The following is a 20769-nucleotide window of genomic DNA, read 5'->3' on the forward strand; positions in this document are numbered from 1 at the left end:
CATACAAGTGCGAATCCACTTATGAAAACTCTGCACAGCCAATGTGGAAGGGGGCTTGCTTCCGATGGCGGTGGCTCAGTCGCCTAGTGGCTGACTGATCCGACGCTATCGGGAGCAAGCCCCCTCCCACAATGGTTTTGCGGTGTTAGTGGAACAGTACCGCCGTCTTCTGCAGGGTCACCCACACACCCCACGCCAACGGAATACCCACCACCAGCCAGGCCGCAACGGCCAATGGCACCGTACCGGGGGCTGCTTTCCACTCCAGGGAAGTGGTGGCATCCGCGCCCTTGTCATGGCCCAGCGCCTGTTCGGCAGCCAGTTCGGCGTCGGTCATGAAGTACTTGTCGGCCACCGGACGTACCAGCATGTTGCAGATAAAGCCCAACACCAGCAGGCCGGCGAGGATGTACAAGGTGATGTCATAGGCCGCAGCGCGTTCAACGCCGATGCTCAGTTGATACTCACGCAGGTAGTTCACCAACACCGGGCCCAATACGCCCGCAGCAGCCCAAGCGGTCAGCAGGCGACCGTGGATCGCGCCCACCATCTGGGTGCCGAACAGGTCGGCCAGGTAAGCCGGAACGGTGGCAAAACCACCGCCGTACATCGACAGGATGATGCAGAACGCGGCCACGAACAGCGCCACGTTGCCCAGGTGCCCCAGGTTCGGGATCAGCGCGTAGAGGGCAAAGCCCAGGGCGAAGAACACGAAGTAGGTATTTTTACGGCCCAGGTAGTCGGAGAACGACGCCCAGAAGAACCGGCCGCCGATGTTGAACAAGCTCAACAGACCGGTGAAACCCGCGGCGATCGCGGCGATCGACGCCAGTTGCCCGGCATCCAGTTGACCGAACGGCACATCAACACCCAGTAGCTTGCCACCGAACACTTCCTGCAGCAGCGGCGAAGCCATGCCGAGGATGCCGATACCGGCCGATACGTTCAGGCACAACACCAGCCATACCAGACGGAATTGCGGGGTTTTCCACGCCACGCTCACATGCACGTGACGGTGGGTGATCATCGCATTGCTGGCTTTTTTCGCCGGCGCGGTCCAGCCCTCAGGCTTCCAGCCGGTCGGTGGCACGCGATAAGACAGCGCACCGCCGATCATGAACACGAAGTAGATCGCGGCCATCACCAGGAAGCTCTGCCAGACGCCCACGCTGGTCGGCGAAGCGAAGTGACCCATCAGCGCTGCCGCCAGGGGTGCACCGACCATCGCGCCCCCACCGAAACCCATGATCGCCATACCGGTGGCCATGCCACGCTTGTCCGGGAACCACTTGATCAAGGTCGACACGGGCGAGATATAGCCCAGGCCCAGGCCGATGCCGCCAATGACGCCGGAACCGATCCACATCAGCCAGATCTGGTGGGTGTAAATACCCAATGCCGAGATCAACAGGCCGCCGCACCAGCACAACGCCGATACAACACCCGCCTTACGCGGCCCGGCATGTTCCAGCCAGCCGCCCCAGATCGCTGCCGAGCAGCCCAGGAAAATGAAGAACAGGGTGTAGATCCAGCCCAGCATGGAGATGGGCCAGTCGCATTGGGACGAGAAGACTTGGGCGATAAAGCTCATGTCTGGCGCGCAGGCAACGGGCTTGGTGATACCCAGCGCCTTGGACAGCGGCAGCCAGAACACCGAAAAACCGTAGGCCATGCCGATGCAAAGATGGATGGCCAGGGCGGCCGGTGGAACCAGCCAGCGGTTGAACCCGGGCTTGGCGATGATGCGCTCCTTGGACAGGAACGCAGGCTGTGCGGCGGTAGAACCGGCCGCAGTGCTAGTGCTCATTGGTGTTTCCCCCAGTTATTAGTATGCGTCCGTCAGGCGCTCTCTCCCTCGGCCTTGCACGCAGAGCGTGGCCGTTTTTGATGAGTGAAGCTCCATTTTGGCGCGACGATACGTCGCAGAAGGCGGACGAACACGCAGAGATTAGCACCTGCGGATGACGGAAAAACCAAACTGATATCACTTTTTTCAGGAAATTCTCTTTTTTTGACGCCAGAATCCCGCTACCTGGCCCGCGGATACAATGTAACGATCGGTGACCTGACGCCGGTCATCGGGCGTTATACTCTGCGGCTAAATTTTAAAATCGACATACAAGGACTCGCCCATGAAAGCGTTCGGCAAAATCCTGGGTCTGGTACTTCTCGGGCTGTTGCTGATCATTGTGGCTCTGGGCTTTGCCCTGACCCATCTTTTCGATCCCAACGACTACAAAGAAGAGATTCGCCAGATTGCCCGCGACAAGGCCCACATCGAGCTGACGCTCAATGGCGATATCGGTTGGAGCCTGTTCCCCTGGCTCGGCCTTGAACTGCACGAAGCCAGCGTAGCGACCCTGACCACCCCGACCCAGCCCTTCGCCGACCTTCAAATGCTCGGCCTGTCAGTACGCGTATTACCGCTGCTGCGCCGCGAAGTGCAGATGAGCGACGTGCGTGTCGAAGGCCTCAACCTGCGCCTCAACCGCGACAAGCAGGGCCACGGCAACTGGGAAGACATCGGCAAGACTGCACCGGTAGCCACCACCGATACGCCCACCACGCCGCCCCCGGCGCAACCGTCACCCGAAGCCAAGCCAGAGAAGCCGGCCCAGCCGATCCGCCTGGATATCGACAGCCTGACGGTCAACAACGCCCGCATCGAATACAACGATGAGCAGACCGGCAAACAGTTCAGCGCCGAGAGCATCCAGTTGAGCGCCGGTGCCGTGCACGAAGGCGCCAGCATTCCGGTGAAGCTCACCGCCTTCTTCGGCAGCAACCAGCCGGTAATGCGCGTCAAGACCGAGCTCAACGGCAATCTGCGCATTCAGCGCGCCCTCAAGCGCTACCAGTTCGAAGACATGCGTATCAGCGGCGAAGCCACTGGCGAGCCGCTGCAAGGCAAGACCGTGACCTTCTCCACCCAAGGTCAGTTGCTGGTGGACCAAGCGGCCAACATTGCCGAATGGACCAACCTGAAACTGTCGGCCAACCAACTGCGCGCCTTGGGCGAGCTGAAGGTCAATGACCTGGACAAGACCCCACAGCTCAGCGGCGCCTTGTCCATCGCCCAGTTCGACTTGGCCAAGTTCCTCGACAGCGTCGGCAGCCCACTGCCACCGATGGCCGAGGGCAGCCTGAGCAAAGTCGAACTGGTCAGCCGCCTCAAGGGCACGCCAACCAGCCTGGCCCTGGAAGACCTGAACCTGAAGCTCGACGGCAGCACCTTCACCGGCCGCGTCGCCGTGGACGATTTCGCCAAACAGTCGCTTCGCGTGCAACTCAAGGGCGACAGCTTCAACGCCGACAACTACCTGCCGGCGAAGTCCGAATCTGCCAAGGGCGCAACCGCCGCCCGCCAAGCCGAAGTGCAGAACAGCGAAGCCGGCGCCATGGCTGCCGGCGGCACCACACCGCTACCGGATGCGCCTACCAAAGGCGCCTGGAGCACCGACAAGCTGCTGCCTCTGGCGCACCTGCGCAAACTGGATGTCGATGCTGATCTCGCCTTCGGCCAACTGACCTTGAGCAAATTGCCGATCCAGAATGCCGTGCTCAAAGCGTCCGGCATCGACGGCCAACTCAAGCTCGACACCCTGAGTGGCGGCCTCTACAACGGCAGCTTCCAAGCCAACGGCACACTCGATGTGCGCCAGGATATTCCAGTGCTGGCACTGCAAAGCCGGATCAAGCAAGTGCCGGTCGAACGCATCCTGCAGGCCCAGGGGCAAACCCCACCCGTGAAGGGCCAGGTCACCCTCGACAGCAACCTCAGCGGCCGTGGCAATAGCCAAAAGGCGCTGATCGACAGCCTCAACGGCACCGCCAGCTTTGTGATCAACAACGGTGTGCTGCTCAATGCCAACCTTGAACAGCAGCTGTGTACAGGCATCGCCATGCTCAATCGCAAGACCCTGAGCGGCGAACAGCGGGGCAAAGACACGCCTTTCCAAGAGCTGAAGGGCAACCTGACCTTCCGTAATGGCGTGGCCAACAACCCTGACCTGAAAGTGCGCATTCCGGGCCTGGCCGTCAACGGCAACGGTGACATCGACCTGCGCGTGTTGGGCATGGACTACCGCGTCGGCATCATCGTCGAAGGCGACCAACGCGAAGTGCCGGATCCGGCCTGCGAAGTGGGCTCCAACTTCCGCAACATCGAAGTACCGCTGCGCTGCCGCGGCCCGCTGGAATTGGGTGCCAAGGCGTGCCGCCTGGATAAAGATGGCTTGAGCCAAGTCGCGATCAAGGCGGCCGGTAACAAGCTCAGCGAGAAGCTGGAAGAGAAGCTCGACAAGGTAAACCCGCAATTGAAAGATGCATTAAAGGGCCTGTTCAAGCGATGAGAAACGAGCAGTTTTCACGGGCGGTGCTGGACTGGTACGACCGCCACGGTCGCCATGACCTGCCCTGGCAACAGGGCATCACGCCTTACCGGGTATGGGTCTCGGAGATCATGCTGCAACAGACTCAGGTGAGCACCGTGCTCAATTACTTCGACCGTTTTATGGCGTCTTTGCCAACGGTCGAAGCTCTGGCCGCCGCACCGGAAGATGAAGTGCTGCACCTGTGGACTGGCCTTGGCTACTACACCCGGGCGCGCAACCTGCAAAAGACTGCGAAGATCATCGTGGCCGAGTACGGCGGCGAGTTTCCCAAGGATGTCGAAAAGCTCACTGACCTGCCCGGCATCGGCCTGTCCACCGCCGGCGCAATCGCCAGCCTGAGCATGGGCCTGCGCGCACCGATCCTCGACGGCAACGTCAAGCGCGTGCTGGCGCGCTTTACTGCACAAGAGGGTTACCCTGGCGAGCCGAAAGTGGCCAAGCAGTTGTGGGCCACTGCAGAGCGCTTCACGCCCCATGATCGCGTCAACGCCTACACCCAGGCGATGATGGACATGGGCGCCACCCTGTGCACGCGCAGCAAACCCAGCTGCCTGCTATGTCCGCTGGAAAAGGGCTGCGAAGCCCACATGCTCGGCCTTGAAACACGCTACCCGATTCCCAAGCCGCGCAAGGCCGTCCCGCAAAAGCGCACGCTGATGCCGATGCTGGCCAACGCCGAGGGCGCGATCCTGCTTTACCGCCGCCCTTCCACAGGTTTGTGGGGCGGTTTGTGGAGCCTGCCCGAGTTGGACGACCTGCAAGACCTCGAACACTTGGCCACACAACACGCACTCGAACTGGGCAAGCACCAGGAACTGCCAGGGCTGATCCACACGTTCAGCCACTTTCAACTGGCTATCGAACCCTGGCTGGTCCAGGTCGAGGAATCCGCCCATCACGTGGCCGAGGCCGACTGGCTCTGGTATAACCTCGCCACCCCGCCGCGCCTGGGCCTTGCCGCCCCGGTAAAGAAACTGCTGAAGCGCGCGGCTGAAGTATTGAACGCAGGAGTGTCGTCATGACCCGCACCGTAATGTGCCGCAAGTACAAAGAAGAACTGCCAGCCCTGGAGCGCCCTCCGTACCCAGGTGCCAAGGGCCAGGACATCTACGATCACGTCTCTGCCAAAGCCTGGGGCGACTGGCTTAAACACCAGACCCTGCTGATCAACGAAAAACGCCTGAACATGATGAACGCAGAAGATCGTAAATACCTTGCGGGCGAGATGGACAAGTTCTTTTCCGGCGAGGATTACGCCAAGGCCGACGGCTACGTACCACCTGCTCAATAATTGATCAAAAACCGGGGTCGGCACGTAAGCGACGGTAATAATTAAATATTTTTTGAAAACTTGCTTGACGACCCCCTGAAAAACCAGTTTAATGCGCCCCGTTGCCCAGATAGCTCAGTCGGTAGAGCAGGGGATTGAAAATCCCCGTGTCGGCGGTTCGATTCCGTCTCTGGGCACCACTAATTAGTTTCAGGTGGTGCAAACGTCATCTGAAATACACAAGAAACCCGCCAAGTGCGGGTTTTTTGTTGCCCAGGATTTAACCTCCTAACCCGCCTCTTCGTTACGCCGCGCACTAGTAGCGCTATGATATGATTCAAAATGTGCCAAGGTAGGCGATTAACAGTATGCGGATGCATCCCTCCTGTAACCCGTCAGCCAATGCCACCTAGTATCGGAGTAGGCAACGACGGCGGATCCTGTATCCCCACGAGCCTCCCTCTACACGCTGCAGCCTCTCTCCCCCACCCTCAACACAGCCCAGGGTCACGCCCAAGCGGTGAGGGAGCGCACGCAAGCGCAGCGGCACAAGGACACATCATCCGGCGATGCGCAGCCCAGCGTATCGCTTACTCATACGGGCACATGGAGAAACAAATGGCATACACATCGATCATTTTCAAAAACCCGAATACGGGCGCGATGAAGGAAGCTCCAGTCGGTTTTTCGTGGACAACCTTCTTTTTCGGTTGCTTCCCGGCACTGTTTCGCGGCGACGTGAAATATGGCGTGATCCAGTTCGTCATTGCGATGGTGACCATGGGCCTTAGCAACATCGTCTTTGCGTTCATCTACAACAAGCTCTACATCAAGGATCTCATCGGCCAAGGCTTCAAGGCTCAATCCATTGCCAGTGGCGATATGAACTTCGCGTCGGCGAAGATCGGCATGCAGATCCCACAGCTGGAAGCCGCGTAATCGAAGGCGGAAACCGTATCCGACAAAAAGCCTGCTGAATGCAGGCTTTTTGCTGACCGGCTGACTCACTGCAACAAGAACACCAGCAACGGATTGTCGTTCAACCGCCCTTCAAAGTCGGGAGGCTGATGCTCCAGCGACGTCCCCGCCAGCAGTGCGACCTCCTTGCGCGCCACGACCACCCAGACTGGCCGATGCACATGAGCTAATTGTTCAAGCTCATGACCACCAATGAACACCGGTTGCTCGTCGTGATCCAGGTTCATCATGTAACGCACCGCCCAGGTATCCCGACCGAGGTCGATAAACACCAGCGGGCCCGGCCGCGTGGCACGCAGCGCTTCAACCTGGCTGACAAACTGCCGGGTATCGAACTGTAAGTCCTTGGCCGGCTCCACCACGACCACCAGCAGCAACCACTGCGCCACCAATGCAATCAAGCTGAGCGACACCAGCCGCGCAATACGCCGCCAGGCGATCAACGCAGCGACTTGCAGCACCACCAGCACGCCCACCCACAACGGCAGCGAAACGTCTGGCCAGTAACCGTGCTTTTGCCACCCATGCCGACAGACAAATACTACAACCACACACAACGTCGGTAGCGCCGCGACAAGCCCCTCATAGCATCGACGCACGCCCCCAAGCCAGCCTTGCGCCTGGAGGAGCCCATAGGCCGCGACAGCCGCAAACATCGGCACCATGGGCAGGATGTAATAGGCGCGCTTGAAGTGCGGCACCGACAACCCAATCAAAATCATCAGGCCGCAAGCGCCTAGCCGCACAACCAATTGCACGGGCTCATCAAACCGTTCACGCCAGCGATGACGCAACGCAACCAGCGTGGCCAGCGCCAACGGCACCACAGGGAAGTAACGGTACAAACTCAGTTGAAGATAGAAATAGAACGGCTCGCCACTTTCATCCAGGCGCCCGCCCACTTGCATCCTGAACACCTCTTCGGCGAACCCATCACCACCACTGATGCGCGCCAGCTTTATCAGTAGCCACCAACAGACCGCCAACAACGCCAGACCAACCAGGCCGTGAATCAGCACCTGCCTGACCCGTTGCCCCGGATTACCAAGCGCCCAATACACACACACCACGCCGCAGACCTCAATCAACCCCAATGGCCCACGTATGGCGAAGCCGAAGATGAACAGCGGGAACACCGCCAACTGCCTCAATCGCGAGCCCAGGCGCTCGCCACTGTGCAGCAGGTAGAAACTGCCAACGCAGAGCAAAGCCACCATCTGATCCAGGCAAACCGAACGGGACTTTTCCAGCAGTTGAGTGGTGAGCAGTGTCAACAAAACGGAGAGCAGCGCCCACTGCCGACTCGCAGGGACCAGCAGGCGATAGAGCAGCGCAATCACCCCAGCAGACGCCAGTGCGGTGGGCAGTACGTTCGCCAGGTGATTGGGCGCACCGAATAACCGGGCAAACACAAAACTGAAGAAGGTAGCGGTGCCAGGGTAGTCCGCGTAGGGCTGGCCGTAGGTCGTGGGAAAAAGGCTCGCGCCATGGCGAAACATTTCTTGCAGGAACAGCGCCCAACGTCCGTCAAATCCCTGGGGCTGCTGATCCCAGATCCCCAGGGTAAAGAGCAGCAAGGCAAACAGGAAAATGCCCAGGGATTCCAGGCGAAAACGGTTGCGTTGATCCATCGGTAGGCCTGTCAGGTGGGAAGCGCTGACTTATGGTGCCGAGCACATCCCTGAACATCGCCTGAACAGACCTGAACATTCACCCAGCTACCGACCTGCGGGCCACACCGCCCACGGGATCAGGCGCACGTAGATCAACTCAGCCACCAACTCGACCAAGGTCTGCAGGATCACCGCCGTGGCGGCCAACCCCCGTACGTCTTCAGGCAGGGCCAGCGCCAGGGGCAATACCACCAGCGAATTGCGCGTGGATGCGCTGAACGTCACCGCCCGCGCCGTGACCGCCGGCAGCGCGAACAGCCGCGCCGCCAGCATCCCCATCAGTGGCGCCAGCAGCACAAAGCCCAGATAGACCGGAATCACTGGCACCAACAGGCCGATATCGCGCACCACCGAGGTGACTTGCGAGCCGATCACCACGAACAGCACCAGCGCCATGGCGGGTACCGGCAACCAGGCCCAGGCGTTATTCCACGCATTGATAATTGCGTAGCGCCGCGCCAGGGACGTCGTGAGCACCGCAAGCACCATCGGCACCACGATCAACTCTACAAAGGCTTGAACAAACGGTCCCACCGCAACCACTACTTCGGACTGCGCGCCCAGCATAAACCCCAAGTACACCGGCAACAGCGCCAGCTGCAGTAACAACAGCACCGGCGTCGCCGCCAGCATCAACCGCGAATCGCCTTTGCCGATATGGGTAAACACCACCACATAATCGATGCACGGCGTCAGCAACACCAACAACGCGCCCACCAGCAACGCCGGGCGCTCCACCAGGCCACGGGTCAATGCCCACACCAGCAGCGGCACCAGAATGAAATTGGCCAACAACAACGCCGACAGGAAGCGCTTGTTGCTCAAGCCCTCGCGCAAGTCCAGAAAGGGGATTTGCAGGAACATCGCGTACATAAGCACTGCGATGACGGGGGTGATCAATACGTTGAGGTTGTGGGCGGATTGGGGCGCGAACAGGCCGACGACGGCAGCCAGCAGGATGGCGACAAAGTAGATGGGGATCTGGTTATGTTCGAGGGTGTCGCGGGACATGAAGGCGCTCGAGAAAATTGCGAAGGCACCAGCTTATGCGCCTACTGGCGCAGGGTCGACCCGTACTACCCGTTCACAACAACCGCAGAAGCCATGAACGTGAACGACGCGCCAACGCCGCCAATTCTGAGGATGCCCTTGGGATTTCCTCCAACCTGCGCTTCAATACCCCACCCAGATCCAGAACCTTAGGATGTCGAGCCCATGGCTTCGCCGAACAAGCAGCAAAAACGTGCCCAGCGGGCAAAGACCAAGGCTAAGCAAAACCGCACTCAGCGCGCCGTAGCGACCAAGCCGGATGCGTTTGCAGGCGATGACAGTCGCATTGACCTAGAGTCGGTCGATTTGACTGAGCTGTTCGAGGAGATGCGCGTCGCTGGCGAGACCAGCCAACAGGCGTTGTGCGCGGCATTCCTGGCCCACCCGCTGCTGGCGCTGGTGCTGGAACAGGAAGGTGAAGAAGAAGCCACCGACTTCATCCTGGCAGCGCTGATCGAATATCGGCAGTGGGCCACGGACAGCGACGATGAAGCCGCCGCACTGGCGTGGGTCGAGTCGCCGCAGTTCCAGGCGGATTACGTCGCCGCATCCCAGGCGCTGGTGACTTCCCAGGACTGACGCAAAACAAAATGTAAGAGGGGGCTTGCCCCCGACAGCGTGTTTTCAGTCAATTAGATGTCGACTGACGCACCGCTATCGGGGGCAAGCCCCCTCCACATGGGGACTGCGGTCAGTTAAGCACCGCAGCGCCTGCTCTCTGCGCCTTGCGACGGCTCGACACAAACAACCCCGCCGCCACTACCAGCAAGCTTAGAACGCCGGTCGCGATAATCTCGACCCGGTGCGCTTCCTGGAACAGCATGATCGTCAGCGTCCCCACGATAAACACCATCACCGCATAGGTCAGGCCAGGGAACAGCCACATCTTGAAGACGATTTTCTCGCCCGCCGCCGTACGCTTCTGACGCATGCGCAGTTGCGACACAGCGATGACGAGGTACACCAGCAACGCGATGGCGCCGGAGCTGGCCAGCAGGAATTCGAACACCGCTGCCGGGGCCACATAGTTGGCAAAGACCGCCAGGAACGCAGCACCGGTAGACAGCAACACAGCCCAGTAAGGCGTGCCGCTCTTATTAGTGCGCTTGGCCACTGCCGGAGCGTCACCACGACGGCCCAGGGAGAACAGCATGCGCGACGCGGTGTACAGCGCCGAGTTCAGGCAGCTCGTCACGGCAACCAGCACCACCAGATCGACGATCAGCTTGGCATTCGGGATGCCCATGCGTTCCAGCACGGTCTGGTAGGAACCTACCGCCGCCAGTGTCGGATCGTTCCACGGCACCAGGGACACGACGATGAAAATCGACAACAGGTAGAACAAACCAATCCGCCAGATCACCGAGTTGGTGGCCTTGGTGATTTGCTGGCCTGGGTTCTTCGATTCCGCCGCGGCGATGGTGACGATCTCGGTACCCATGAACGAGAACATGGTGGTCAGGATGGCCGCCAGTACTGCGCCCATGCCGTTGGGCATAAAGCCTTGGGTGTCGAACAGGTGCGAAACGCCGCTGACCTGGCTGGTCGGCAGGAAGCCGAAAATCGCCGCCAAGCCGAGGATCACAAAACCCACGATCGCTACGACTTTGATCAGCGCAAACCAAAACTCGAACTCACCGTAGTTCTTCACGCTGAACAGATTGGTCGCGGTCAGCAGCAACGTGATGATCAGCGTAAAGGCCCAGATGGCCACATCAGGGAACCAAGCGTGGAGGATGGTCGCAGCAGCGTTGGCTTCCAACGGAATCACCAACACCCAGAACCACCAGTACAGCCAGCCAATGGTGAAACCGGCCCAGTGACCAATCGCACGGTCGGCGTAGGTGGAAAACGAACCGGTGTCCGGCGAGGCAACGGCCATTTCGGCCAGCATGCGCATCACCAATACCACCAGCGTACCCGCAGCGGCATACGCCAGCAGTACGGCCGGGCCGGCGGCAGCAATCGCGTGGCCGGAGCCAACAAACAAACCGGCACCAATAACGCCGGCAATCGACAGCATGGTGACGTGACGCGGTTTGAGCCCCTGTTCGAGGTCATTGGAGCTTTGCGTACTACTCATTGACACACCTTTGCGAGGAATTGCGAAAACGGTCCACCCGGCCTGGTGTCTTCTTCGTGAAAAGAAACCAACAGGGCGTTCTTTATTTTTTACGCAAGATTTGCGCCAAAATGTTACGAAGTCGCAATTGACGCGGGCTGTAGGACGATTCGACAGTCGTCGCAAGCCATTGAGAACAATGGCATTCCGCTATAGCGTTACCGTGCGACTCACATTCAAGACGAACAAGCGCACCAAAAACACACACAAAAAGTACGTGACGCGCCATAAAGGGGCCGATGGGTACCGTTTGCCCGTTTAACCCTTCCAACACCCGGCCAAAGCTGGCACCATCGCGCCCTTTTTTACGCAAAGCCTGCGGTTTATCGGGTTCAAACGGTTGTTCGGTTGTTGAGGGCGCGACACGCTGCTGTGCCGATGCGACACCCTGCCGCACACGCCCCATTTACCGCTGGCCACGCTGTTGGCTGCCATCAAGACGCTATGCTAGCTTGGCGCCTCGCCAGGAAGGCGGCCCAACAGCAGGAATGCAATGAACACAATGAGGACCGCACATGGCCGAGGCCACGCCCGCGCTTGAAATCCGCAACTTGCACAAACGCTATGGTGAGCTGGAGGTACTCAAAGGTATCTCGCTGACCGCTCGCGACGGCGATGTGATCTCGATCCTGGGTTCCTCCGGTTCCGGCAAGTCCACGTTCCTACGCTGCATCAACCTGCTGGAAAACCCACACCAGGGCCAGATCCTGGTGGCCGGCGAAGAACTCAAGCTGAAGGCCGCGAAAAACGGCGAACTGATGGCCGCCGACGGCAAGCAGATAAACCGGTTGCGCAGCGAAATCGGTTTTGTATTTCAAAACTTTAACCTGTGGCCACACATGAGCATCCTCGACAACATCATCGAGGCCCCCCGCCGTGTGCTCGGCCAGAGCAAGGCCGAGGCAATAGAAGTGGCCGAGGCCCTGCTGGACAAGGTCGGCATCGCCGACAAGCGCCACGCCTACCCCGCGCAATTGTCCGGCGGCCAACAACAACGGGCAGCCATCGCGCGTACCCTGGCGATGCAGCCCAAAGTCATCCTGTTCGACGAACCCACTTCTGCCCTTGACCCGGAAATGGTTCAGGAAGTACTTAATGTGATCCGCGCGCTGGCCGAAGAGGGTCGCACCATGCTGCTGGTCACCCATGAAATGGGCTTCGCCCGCCAAGTGTCCAGTGAAGTGGTGTTCCTCCACCAAGGCCTGATCGAAGAGCAAGGATCGCCACAGCAGGTGTTTGAAAACCCGCTTTCGGCGCGCTGCAAACAATTCATGTCCAGCAACCGCTAACGGAGCAACATGCATGCAGAACTATAAAAAATTCCTTCTGGCCGCGGCCGTATCGATGGCGTTCAGCGCCACGGCCATGGCAGAAACCTTGAAGATGGGGATCGAAGCGGCTTACCCACCTTTCAACAATAAAGACGCCAGCGGCAACGTCGTCGGCTTCGACAAAGACATCGGCGACGCCCTGTGCGCCAAGATGAAAGTCGAAAAGTGCGAAGTGTATGTGTCCGACTGGGACGGCATTATCCCGGCCCTGAACGCCAAGAAGTTCGACTTCCTGGTGTCCTCACTGTCCATCACCGATGAACGCAAGCAAGCCGTCGACTTCACCGACCCGTACTACTCCAACAAGCTGCAGTTCATCGCACCTAAAGCCACTGCGGACTTCAAAACTGACGCCGAGTACCTGAAGGGCAAAGTCATCGGTGCACAGCGTGCAACCCTGGCCGGTACCTATCTGGAAGACAAGCTGCCGGACACCGAAGCCAAGCTGTACGACACCCAGGAAAACGCCTACCTCGACCTGACGTCCGGCCGCCTCGACGGCATCCTCGCCGACAAGTACGTGCAGTACGAATGGCTCAAGAGCAAAGACGGTTCCGCCTACGAGTTCAAGGGCGACCCGGTTGTAGAAAGCGACAAGATCGGTATCGCCGTGCGCAAGGGCGACCCACTGCGCGAGCGCCTGAACAAAGCCCTGGCAGAGATCAAGGCAGACGGCACCTACAAGAAGATCAACGACAAGTACTTCCCGTTCAGCATCGAATGACCTGAACGGTCTGCCCGACGCGCTCACTTGAGCGCGTCGGCTTCCAGCAATGCCTGCCGCGATATGAAAACACCATGAATTTCGATCTCTACGGATTCGGCCCCGCGCTCGCCGCCGGCGCGCTGATGACCGTCAAACTGGCGCTCACGGCGTTATGCCTGGGGCTGGTACTCGGCCTCGCCGGTGCCTTGGCCAAGACTTCACCGTACAAGCCGCTGCAATGGCTGGGCGGTACCTACTCGACAATCGTTCGCGGCGTGCCGGAACTGCTGTGGGTGTTGCTGATTTACTTCGGCACGATCAACGCCATGCGCTCACTGGGTGAGTTGCTCGACATTCCCGACCTGTCCCTCAGCGCCTTTGCCGCCGGCGTCATTGCGCTGGGGCTGTGTTTCGGTGCCTACGCCACCGAAGTACTGCGCGGCGCAATCATCTCCATCCCCAAGGGCCACCGCGAAGCCGGTGTGGCACTGGGCCTGTCGAAGTTTCGGATCTTTACCCGCTTGATCATGCCGCAGATGTGGCGCATCGCCCTGCCGGGGCTGGGCAATCTGTTCCTGATCCTGATGAAGGACACCGCGCTGGTCACGGTCATCGGTCTCGAAGAAATCATGCGCCACGCGCAGATCGCCGTAACCGTCACCAAACAGCCTTTCACCTTCTACCTGGTCGCCGCGTTCATTTACCTGGGCCTGACCTCACTGTCGATGGTGGCTATGCACTTCCTGGAAAAACGCGCCGCCCGCGGCTTCGTTGAGGACGACGTAATGGAATGGGAAGTCATCATCAAGTGGCTGCCGAAGTTTATCCAGGGCGCCATCCTGACCCTGGAACTGGTCAGCATTGCCGTGATCCTCGGTTTGATCCTGGCCATCCCGCTGGGTATCGCGCGCTCATCCAAGCGCTGGTATGTGCGCTCACTGCCCTACGCCTACATCTTTTTCTTCCGTGGCACGCCGCTGCTGGTGCAGTTGTTTCTGGTCTATTACGGCCTGGCCCAATTCGACAGCATCCGCTCAAGCTTCATGTGGAAGTACCTGCGCGACCCGTTCTGGTGTGCCACCGCCACCATGACACTGCACACCGCAGCCTATATCGCCGAGATCCTGCGCGGCGCCATCCAGGCCATTCCACCTGGGGAAATTGAAGCAGCCCGAGCGCTGGGCATGTCCAAGCCCAAAACGCTGTTCTATATCATCCTGCCCCGCGCGGCGCGCATCGGTTTGCCGGCCTATAGCAACGAAGTGATCCTGATGCTCAAGGCCAGTTCACTGGCGAGCACCGTGACCCTGCTGGAACTGACCGGCATGGCCCGCACGATCATTGCGCGCAACTACCTGACGGTGGAAATGTTCTTCACCGCCGGTGTGTTCTACCTATTGATCTCCTTCCTGCTGGTACGCGGCTTCAAACTGCTGGAACGCTGGCTGCGCGTCGATGCCTGCCAGGGACGTTGAAGCGCGCTTCCGGGCGCTGGATGCGTTTCTGATCGAGCATCAAGGGCTGTGGCGACCACGGCCCTTTACTCAGCGCCAGTTGCCTTGGGAAAACGAATACCCCGAACTGGCCCAGTGGCTGCGCCAACGCTCGTTGGCCGATGCCGAAGCCAATCACAACCAGCCCCATGGCCTGCTCGCCCCCGCACCTTTTCCACAGTTAGCATCGCAGGCGCTGCAACTCAGCACTGTGGATAAGTTACCAACGCAGCCCTTGCAACCCGCCGCGCACCGCCTGAATGTCGATGTGCCCGGCCGCAAATGGCAACAGATCGAAGCCTTCGGCGCGGCGCTGCAGTTTGCGCAAACACCCCGGCATTGGTTGGACTGGTGCGCCGGCAAAGGCCACCTTGGCCGCCGCCTGCTGCACACAGGCCAGCAGCTGACCTGCCTGGAATACGACCCGGCCTTGATCGCTTCGGGCCAAGCCTTGAGCGAGCACCACGGCCTGCCCGTCACCCATCGTCTGCAAGACGTGATGGCGGATGTAGCCATAAGCGCCGAACATACCCCCGTGGCCCTGCATGCCTGCGGCGACCTGCATGTACGCCTGCTGCAAGTGGCCAGCGCCGCCGGCTGCAAGCAACTGGCACTGGCGCCGTGCTGCTATAACCGCATCCAGGGGTATACCTACCAGCCGCTGTCCGACGCGGGCCGCGCTTCCACCTTGCTGCTGTCGCTCGACGACCTCGGCCTGCCCCTCAGCGAAACCGTCACCGCCGGCAAACGCGTGCGCCTGCAACGGGACACCTCCATGGCCCGGCGCCTCGCCTTCGATCAATTGCAACGCCTGTTACGCGGCTGCGACGAGTACCTGCCTACGCCGTCCCTGCCCACCCACTGGCTGGATAAACCCTTCGCTGACTACTGCCGTGAACTGGCACGCCTCAAAGGGTTATCCACAGGCGAACAAAACTGGGCGGCGCTGGAGGCCCATGGTTGGCAGCGCTTGGCCGAGGTGAGGAACCTGGAGTTGGTGCGTGGTCTGTTTCGGCGCCCGCTGGAGTTATGGCTGGTGCTGGATCGGGCACTGTTTCTCAGCGAACGTGGCTACAGGGTTGAGGTCGGCAGCTTTTGCGACCCGACGTTAACGCCGCGCAACTTGATGGTGCTCGCCGAGCGCGATTAAAGGGCGAAATTGTCGCACCCCAACCTGTGGATAACTCTGTTGATGAATTCGTTACAGACCCTGTAGCGCTCTACGCTGCGGACCAAAAGCCACGCTGTTCATTTTTTGTTCACACAATAAAACGCACGTAAAACAGGCAGTTGCACTGTGTTGAGAACCGCTCCACAAAATGGCTGTTTCATCACAACTGCATCCAACCGATTGTGCATAAGCATCTGGAGGTAAGCGTATAAACCGCGCTTTAAACGCGTTTTCTGCGAGCGATCAATAACCGGCAAAGGTCGGTGATATCGTCACCGGCCAGGCTCGTCGCCGTGTTGTCCAAAGGGTCCGTAGAAAAGGCCAAGCCTTCGCTGATCGCCGGATCACGGTGCACGACTTCCAGCGGGTACTCACCTCGGCGCAACTTGAAGGCGTCGAGCATTTCCAGGTTGAACGTCGAGTTTTCGTCCAGTTGGTTGATCACCAAGTGGCAACGCGGTGGACGCTCACGCTCAAGATGAGGCGCCAGCAACTCATCCAATTGGTCCAGGGTGCCGAGGCAAGCGGCATTCGGTTGGGCGACTACCAGCACGATGTCAGCCACGCTCAGTGCTTGATGGAGATAAACGTTGTCACCTGCGGGGGTATCGACGATGACTGTGTGCCGTTCACTCAGCCCCAATGCCGACAGGCGCTGGGTCAGCCACTTCGGCTCGCGGGTCAACCAGCGTTGCAGGTTTTCCCTTTGCTGGGTGTCGGTGTCGCCAAAGGGAATCACCTGGCAACCGGCAAAACCCGATTGCAGGATGGTCCTCCATGGCGCGTTGAGCAGACTACTGCGACCCACACCGGGTAGCTCATGATCAACACCAAAGTGCTGGCGCAAAGCATTCTGGGGATCCAGGTCCAATGCCACGACCGACTCACCCAGGCGCTGCAAACCGCTGCTCAGTGCCGTGGCCAGCGTACTGCGGCCAACACCACCATTGATGGACACCAGCGCCACTACCGTCGGGCGTAGCGTGGTCAGTGGCTCATTGTGATGATGTTCATTGGCGTGGGACGCATGAGTACTCATGCGCGAGCCATCTTTATGGTTCACCCGAGTGCCATCGTCGAAGGGAACGCTGCCGAAAAAATGCAGGCGAGCGTTTCTTCCCTTGGGATCACGGGAAACGCTCTTGCCGAACAGGGCAAATAGATCATCAGTGCGGCTCATGGCCGGAGCTCCTTCACGGCGCCATATAAAGACGTGAAAAGGTCGGCAAGGTATGGCTTCGCCGCAGGTCTTTTTGTAGGCGTTCTCATGGCTTCATTCTGTGACAGCGTTAAAGAAGTGTCATTATTTTGATGAAATTACCACCGCCCTTTCAGACGAGCGGAAAACAGCCAATTTACTGACGGACTTTTACTACAATTCACTGGCAGTGATTTCATCGTGCCATTGTTTTTTACCCGCTATCACCGCACCATTGCCGCACCTTCAATGCTGCAAGCTTGGGTAATCGCAGTGGCGATACGCTTTAAATTCCCTCGGATTCTGTACGGCCTCGCCATCACGCTGTTGCTGGGTGGCGGCCTGCTGGGCGATTTGCTCGCCGACTGGGATTTCAGCCAAATCAGCCGCCGCGCCGAGTCGCTTTACGGGCCACTGGGCCCTGGGCGTCAGCGCATTGATGCCTGGCAGCAATTGCTGTCAACGCAGAAGCAAGTGGGTGAGGCCGAGCAGCTCAAAGTGGTGAATCTGTTCTTCAACCGCCAGTTGCGCTACGAGGAAGACATCGACCTGTGGCACGAGATTGATTATTGGGCGACCCCTATTCAGTCCCTGTGGAAAGGCGCAGGCGACTGCGAAGACTACGCCATCGCCAAGTACTTCAGCCTGCGTCACTTGGGCGTCCCCGCCGAAAAACTGCGCATTACCTACGTTAAAGCGTTACGCCAGAATCGCGCGCACATGGTGCTGACGTACTATGCCAGCCCCGAAGCCATGCCCTTGGTACTGGACAGCCTGATGGACGCCATTTTGCCCGCCAGCCAGCGCGCGGATTTGCTGCCGGTGTACGCGTTCAACGGTGAAGGGCTGTGGTTGACCGGCGCGGCGGGCAACAAAAAAGTCGGTGACACCAAGCGCCTGTCACGTTGGCAGGATGTCTTGAAAAAAATGACCGCTGAAGGGTTTCCGGCCAGTTCGGATAATTAACAGGAGCTACGATGTCACTGTTCAAACAATTGCTGATCGCTATCTGCGTGTTCCTGGTGGTCGCGTTCAGCGGTAGCTTCTTCGTCAGCCTTGAGAGTTCGCGTACCCAGTACGTCAACCAACTGCGCTCCCACGCGCAGGACGCGGCCACGGCGCTGGCCCTGTCGTTGACGCCGAACATCGATGACCCGGCGATGACCGAACTGATGGTCAGCTCGATCTTTGACAGTGGCTACTACGCAAGCATTCGTGTGGTGGACCTGAGCAACGACCAGGTACTGGTGGAGCGTGCCGCCGAGCCGGATGCCAGCAGCGTTCCGGCTTGGTTCGTGAAGATGATCGGCCTCGCGCCGGCTGGCGGCGATGCCATTGTCAGCCGTGGCTGGCAGCAGGCGGCGCGGGTTGAGGTGGTCAGTCACCCGATGTTTGCCCTGGCCAAACTCTGGCAAAGCGCGCTCGGCAGCCTGGGTTGGCTGTTGATCTGCGGCGCCGCGAGTGCAGTGCTGGGCGCGCTGTTGCTGCGTCGCCAGCTGAAACCGTTGGACTATATGGTCGAGCAGTCCCACGCCATCGCGCGTCGTGAGTTCCTCAGCTTGCCCGACCTGCCCCGCACCCCGGAATTACGCCGCGTGGTGCAGGCCATGAACCAGATGGTGGAGAAACTCAAGGCGCTGTTCCACGAGCAGACCGAACGCAGCGAGAAGCTGCGGGTGGAGTCCTACCAGGACAGCCTGACCGGCCTGGCGAACCGTCGTTATTTCGAGATGCAGTTGCAATCGCGGGTCAGCAACATGGAGGAGTCCAGTTCAGGCTACCTGCTGATGTTGCGGGTCAACGACCTGGGCGGCCTCAATCAGCGTCTGGGCGGGCAACGCACCGACCAGTTGCTGCAAGCCGTCAGCCAACAACTGGTGCGTACCTGTGCCAAATACCCGGAAACCAATAACCTGATCACCCGCAGCCGGGGTGGCGAGTTCGCCGTGCTCGCGCCAGGCTTGGTGCGCGACGAAGCAGTGCAGTTGGCCCAGGAACTGGAAACCACCTTGCAAAGCCTGCACGAAACCGGCGCCACCGACATGCCCACCGTGGCCCACATCGGCCTGGCCCCTTACAACCCCGGCGACGCTTCGGCAGACCTGCTGATGCTGGCTGACCAAGCGCTCACCCAGGCCGAAGCCAACAGCCTGCAAAGCTGGGTCTGCCTGTCACATCAAACCCTCGACACCGTCAGTGACGACCCGCACAGCTGGCACACCTTGCTCGACAATGCGCTGAGCCAGGGTCGCTTCCGCCTGTTCTTCCAGCCGGTGGTGAGCAGCAGCGATACCCGCCAGGTCCTGCATTACAAAGTGCTGTCGCGCTTGCTCGACAATCAGGACCAGACCATCGCCGCCGGGCATTTCCTACCGTGGCTGGAGCGCTTCGGTTGGACCGCGCGGCTCGACCAGGTAATGCTCGATCTGGTGATCAAACACTTGGGCCAGCACAACCAATCGGTCGCGCTGAACCTGTCGGCGGCTACCCTGAACGACCCGCAAGCCCTGGAGCACATGTTCGAGCGCCTGTCACAACACCCGTTGCTGGGCGAGCGCCTGACCCTGGAAATCGGCGAGGAGCAAGTCCCCGAACAGGCACAACTGGAACGCCTGATCCGGCGCATGCGCGGTCTGGGCTACAGCCTTGGCCTGCAACGCTTCGGCGGGCGCTTCAGCATGATCGGTAACCTCGCGCATCTGGGCCTGGCCTACCTCAAGATCGACGGCAGTTACATCCGCGACATTGACCAGGAAAGCCACAAGCGCTTCTTTATCGAGGCCATCCAACGAGCGGCCCACAGCATTGATCTGCCGCTGATTGCCGAGCGCGTGGAAACCGAGGGTGAGTTGCGGGTGATCCGCGAGATGGGGATTGAAGGGGTGCAAGGCCAACTGGTCGGTGAACCGGCGCCCTGGAAGTGGAGCACAGAATAATCACGCCTCCTTGACGGTTAAGCCGTGAAGGAGGTGCGCGTCAAATCAGGCCAGTTTCATCATCATTGATCAGCTCGCTCAAACCGCCCAGCGCCGCCCGGGCCTGGGTGCGTTCCAGGAACTTGGTCTGCGCCGCCGGCGGCAAGTCGGTGATGCTCATTACGTTCTTGGTGATCAGCACCTGAATCAAGTCGTCCAGTACGCGGATCATCTCAAGGTCACTGCTCTTGAGCTGCTTGAGGCTGGTCTCGATCTCATCGTCGGCAAACCACGCCTGGATCTCGTGATGGTCAGCCGGTAGCGTCTCAGTGGCTTCAGCGAAGGCCTGCGCCTCGACACGCACCAAAGCGTTGTATTGATCGCGTAGCACGTAGAACATCAGCCCTCTCCCAATAAAAAATCCCTGCAGGCGCCGCACACGGCTCCCACAGAGATTACACACATTTC

General features: G+C 59.7%; 17 protein-coding genes, 1 tRNA gene and 1 pseudogene. 13 read left to right on the forward strand and 6 right to left on the reverse strand.

Annotated elements, in window-relative coordinates:
* Window positions 1–145: 145 nt before the first annotated feature.
* Window positions 146–1807 carry an OFA family MFS transporter gene (locus AB4N82_RS08265; protein WP_122764253.1) on the reverse strand — a complete coding sequence of 554 codons (1662 nt, stop codon included), beginning with the start codon at window positions 1805–1807 and terminating at the stop codon, window positions 146–148.
* Between the two features lie 325 nt (window positions 1808–2132).
* Between AB4N82_RS08265 and AB4N82_RS08270 the strand changes: the two genes are divergently transcribed.
* The 5 genes from AB4N82_RS08270 (at window position 2133) to AB4N82_RS08290 (ending at window position 6603) form a co-directional block, all read left to right on the forward strand.
* Window positions 2133–4352 (forward strand): AsmA family protein, encoded by a 2220-nt coding sequence (locus AB4N82_RS08270; protein ID WP_099601992.1) that lies wholly within the window; start codon window positions 2133–2135, stop codon window positions 4350–4352.
* Window positions 4349–5416: an A/G-specific adenine glycosylase gene (mutY, locus tag AB4N82_RS08275; RefSeq protein ID WP_122764254.1), complete on the forward strand. Its 1068-nt coding sequence runs from the start codon at window positions 4349–4351 to the stop codon at window positions 5414–5416. Before AB4N82_RS08270 ends, mutY begins: the two co-directional genes overlap by 4 nt.
* Window positions 5413–5685, forward strand: a complete 273-nt coding sequence (locus AB4N82_RS08280) for an oxidative damage protection protein (RefSeq protein WP_095186157.1) — start codon at window positions 5413–5415, stop codon at window positions 5683–5685. Before mutY ends, AB4N82_RS08280 begins: the two co-directional genes overlap by 4 nt.
* A 103-nt stretch (window positions 5686–5788) precedes the next feature.
* Window positions 5789–5864 (forward strand) — tRNA-Phe (locus tag AB4N82_RS08285).
* Between the two features lie 418 nt (window positions 5865–6282).
* Window positions 6283–6603, forward strand: coding sequence for a hypothetical protein (locus AB4N82_RS08290; protein ID WP_095186158.1), 321 nt, complete (start codon window positions 6283–6285; stop codon window positions 6601–6603).
* A 65-nt stretch (window positions 6604–6668) separates the two neighbouring features.
* Here AB4N82_RS08290 and AB4N82_RS08295 read toward each other — a convergent pair whose 3' ends face one another.
* Complete coding sequence (locus AB4N82_RS08295) at window positions 6669–8273, reverse strand: glycosyltransferase family 39 protein (protein WP_095186159.1); 1605 nt, start codon at window positions 8271–8273, stop codon at window positions 6669–6671.
* A gap of 87 nt (window positions 8274–8360) precedes the next feature.
* Window positions 8361–9326 (reverse strand): arsenic resistance protein, encoded by a 966-nt coding sequence (locus tag AB4N82_RS08300; protein WP_122764255.1) that lies wholly within the window; start codon window positions 9324–9326, stop codon window positions 8361–8363.
* Window positions 9327–9530: 204 nt separating this feature from the next.
* Here AB4N82_RS08300 and AB4N82_RS08305 point away from each other — a divergent pair, with 204 nt between their 5' ends.
* A complete protein-coding gene (locus AB4N82_RS08305) occupies window positions 9531–9944 on the forward strand; it encodes a hypothetical protein (protein ID WP_032890101.1) in 414 nt (137 codons plus the stop codon).
* Window positions 9945–10056: 112 nt separating this feature from the next.
* Here the strand turns inward: AB4N82_RS08305 and gabP are convergent, their stop codons facing one another.
* Complete coding sequence (gene gabP / locus AB4N82_RS08310; protein WP_095186161.1) at window positions 10057–11448, reverse strand: GABA permease; 1392 nt, start codon at window positions 11446–11448, stop codon at window positions 10057–10059.
* A gap of 554 nt (window positions 11449–12002) precedes the next feature.
* On the opposite strand from gabP, the gene AB4N82_RS08315 reads away from it, so the two are divergent.
* The 5 genes and pseudogenes from AB4N82_RS08315 to AB4N82_RS08335 all read left to right on the forward strand — a co-directional run bounded on the left by AB4N82_RS08315 (window position 12003) and on the right by AB4N82_RS08335 (window position 16167).
* Window positions 12003–12776, forward strand: a complete 774-nt coding sequence (locus AB4N82_RS08315) for an ABC transporter ATP-binding protein (RefSeq protein ID WP_065925764.1) — start codon at window positions 12003–12005, stop codon at window positions 12774–12776.
* Between the two features lie 13 nt (window positions 12777–12789).
* Window positions 12790–13542, forward strand: coding sequence for an ABC transporter substrate-binding protein (locus AB4N82_RS08320; protein ID WP_095186162.1), 753 nt, complete (start codon window positions 12790–12792; stop codon window positions 13540–13542).
* Window positions 13543–13616: 74 nt separating this feature from the next.
* A pseudogene (locus AB4N82_RS08325) lies at window positions 13617–14294 on the forward strand (ABC transporter permease); the annotation flags it as partial.
* Window positions 14295–14309: 15 nt separating this feature from the next.
* Window positions 14310–14999: an ABC transporter permease gene (locus AB4N82_RS08330; protein ID WP_032890091.1), complete on the forward strand. Its 690-nt coding sequence runs from the start codon at window positions 14310–14312 to the stop codon at window positions 14997–14999.
* Window positions 14980–16167 (forward strand): methyltransferase, encoded by a 1188-nt coding sequence (locus AB4N82_RS08335; protein ID WP_122764256.1) that lies wholly within the window; start codon window positions 14980–14982, stop codon window positions 16165–16167. The genes AB4N82_RS08330 and AB4N82_RS08335 overlap by 20 nt, the downstream gene beginning before the upstream one ends.
* A 241-nt stretch (window positions 16168–16408) precedes the next feature.
* Here AB4N82_RS08335 and bcsQ read toward each other — a convergent pair whose 3' ends face one another.
* Window positions 16409–17368: a cellulose biosynthesis protein BcsQ gene (gene bcsQ, locus AB4N82_RS08340; protein ID WP_032890087.1), complete on the reverse strand. Its 960-nt coding sequence runs from the start codon at window positions 17366–17368 to the stop codon at window positions 16409–16411.
* A gap of 267 nt (window positions 17369–17635) precedes the next feature.
* Between bcsQ and lapG the strand changes: the two genes are divergently transcribed.
* Window positions 17636–18352, forward strand: coding sequence for a cysteine protease LapG (gene lapG / locus AB4N82_RS08345; protein WP_032890085.1), 717 nt, complete (start codon window positions 17636–17638; stop codon window positions 18350–18352).
* A gap of 11 nt (window positions 18353–18363) precedes the next feature.
* Window positions 18364–20322, forward strand: a complete 1959-nt coding sequence (gene lapD, locus AB4N82_RS08350) for a cyclic di-GMP receptor LapD (RefSeq protein WP_032890083.1) — start codon at window positions 18364–18366, stop codon at window positions 20320–20322.
* Between the two features lie 40 nt (window positions 20323–20362).
* On the opposite strand, the gene AB4N82_RS08355 is transcribed toward lapD, so the two are convergent.
* Entirely contained in the window at window positions 20363–20701 is a 339-nt protein-coding gene (locus AB4N82_RS08355; protein WP_032890080.1) for a hypothetical protein, read from the reverse strand.
* Window positions 20702–20769 lie beyond the last annotated feature (68 nt).

This window comes from Pseudomonas sp. H1_D04 (assembly GCF_054683855.1).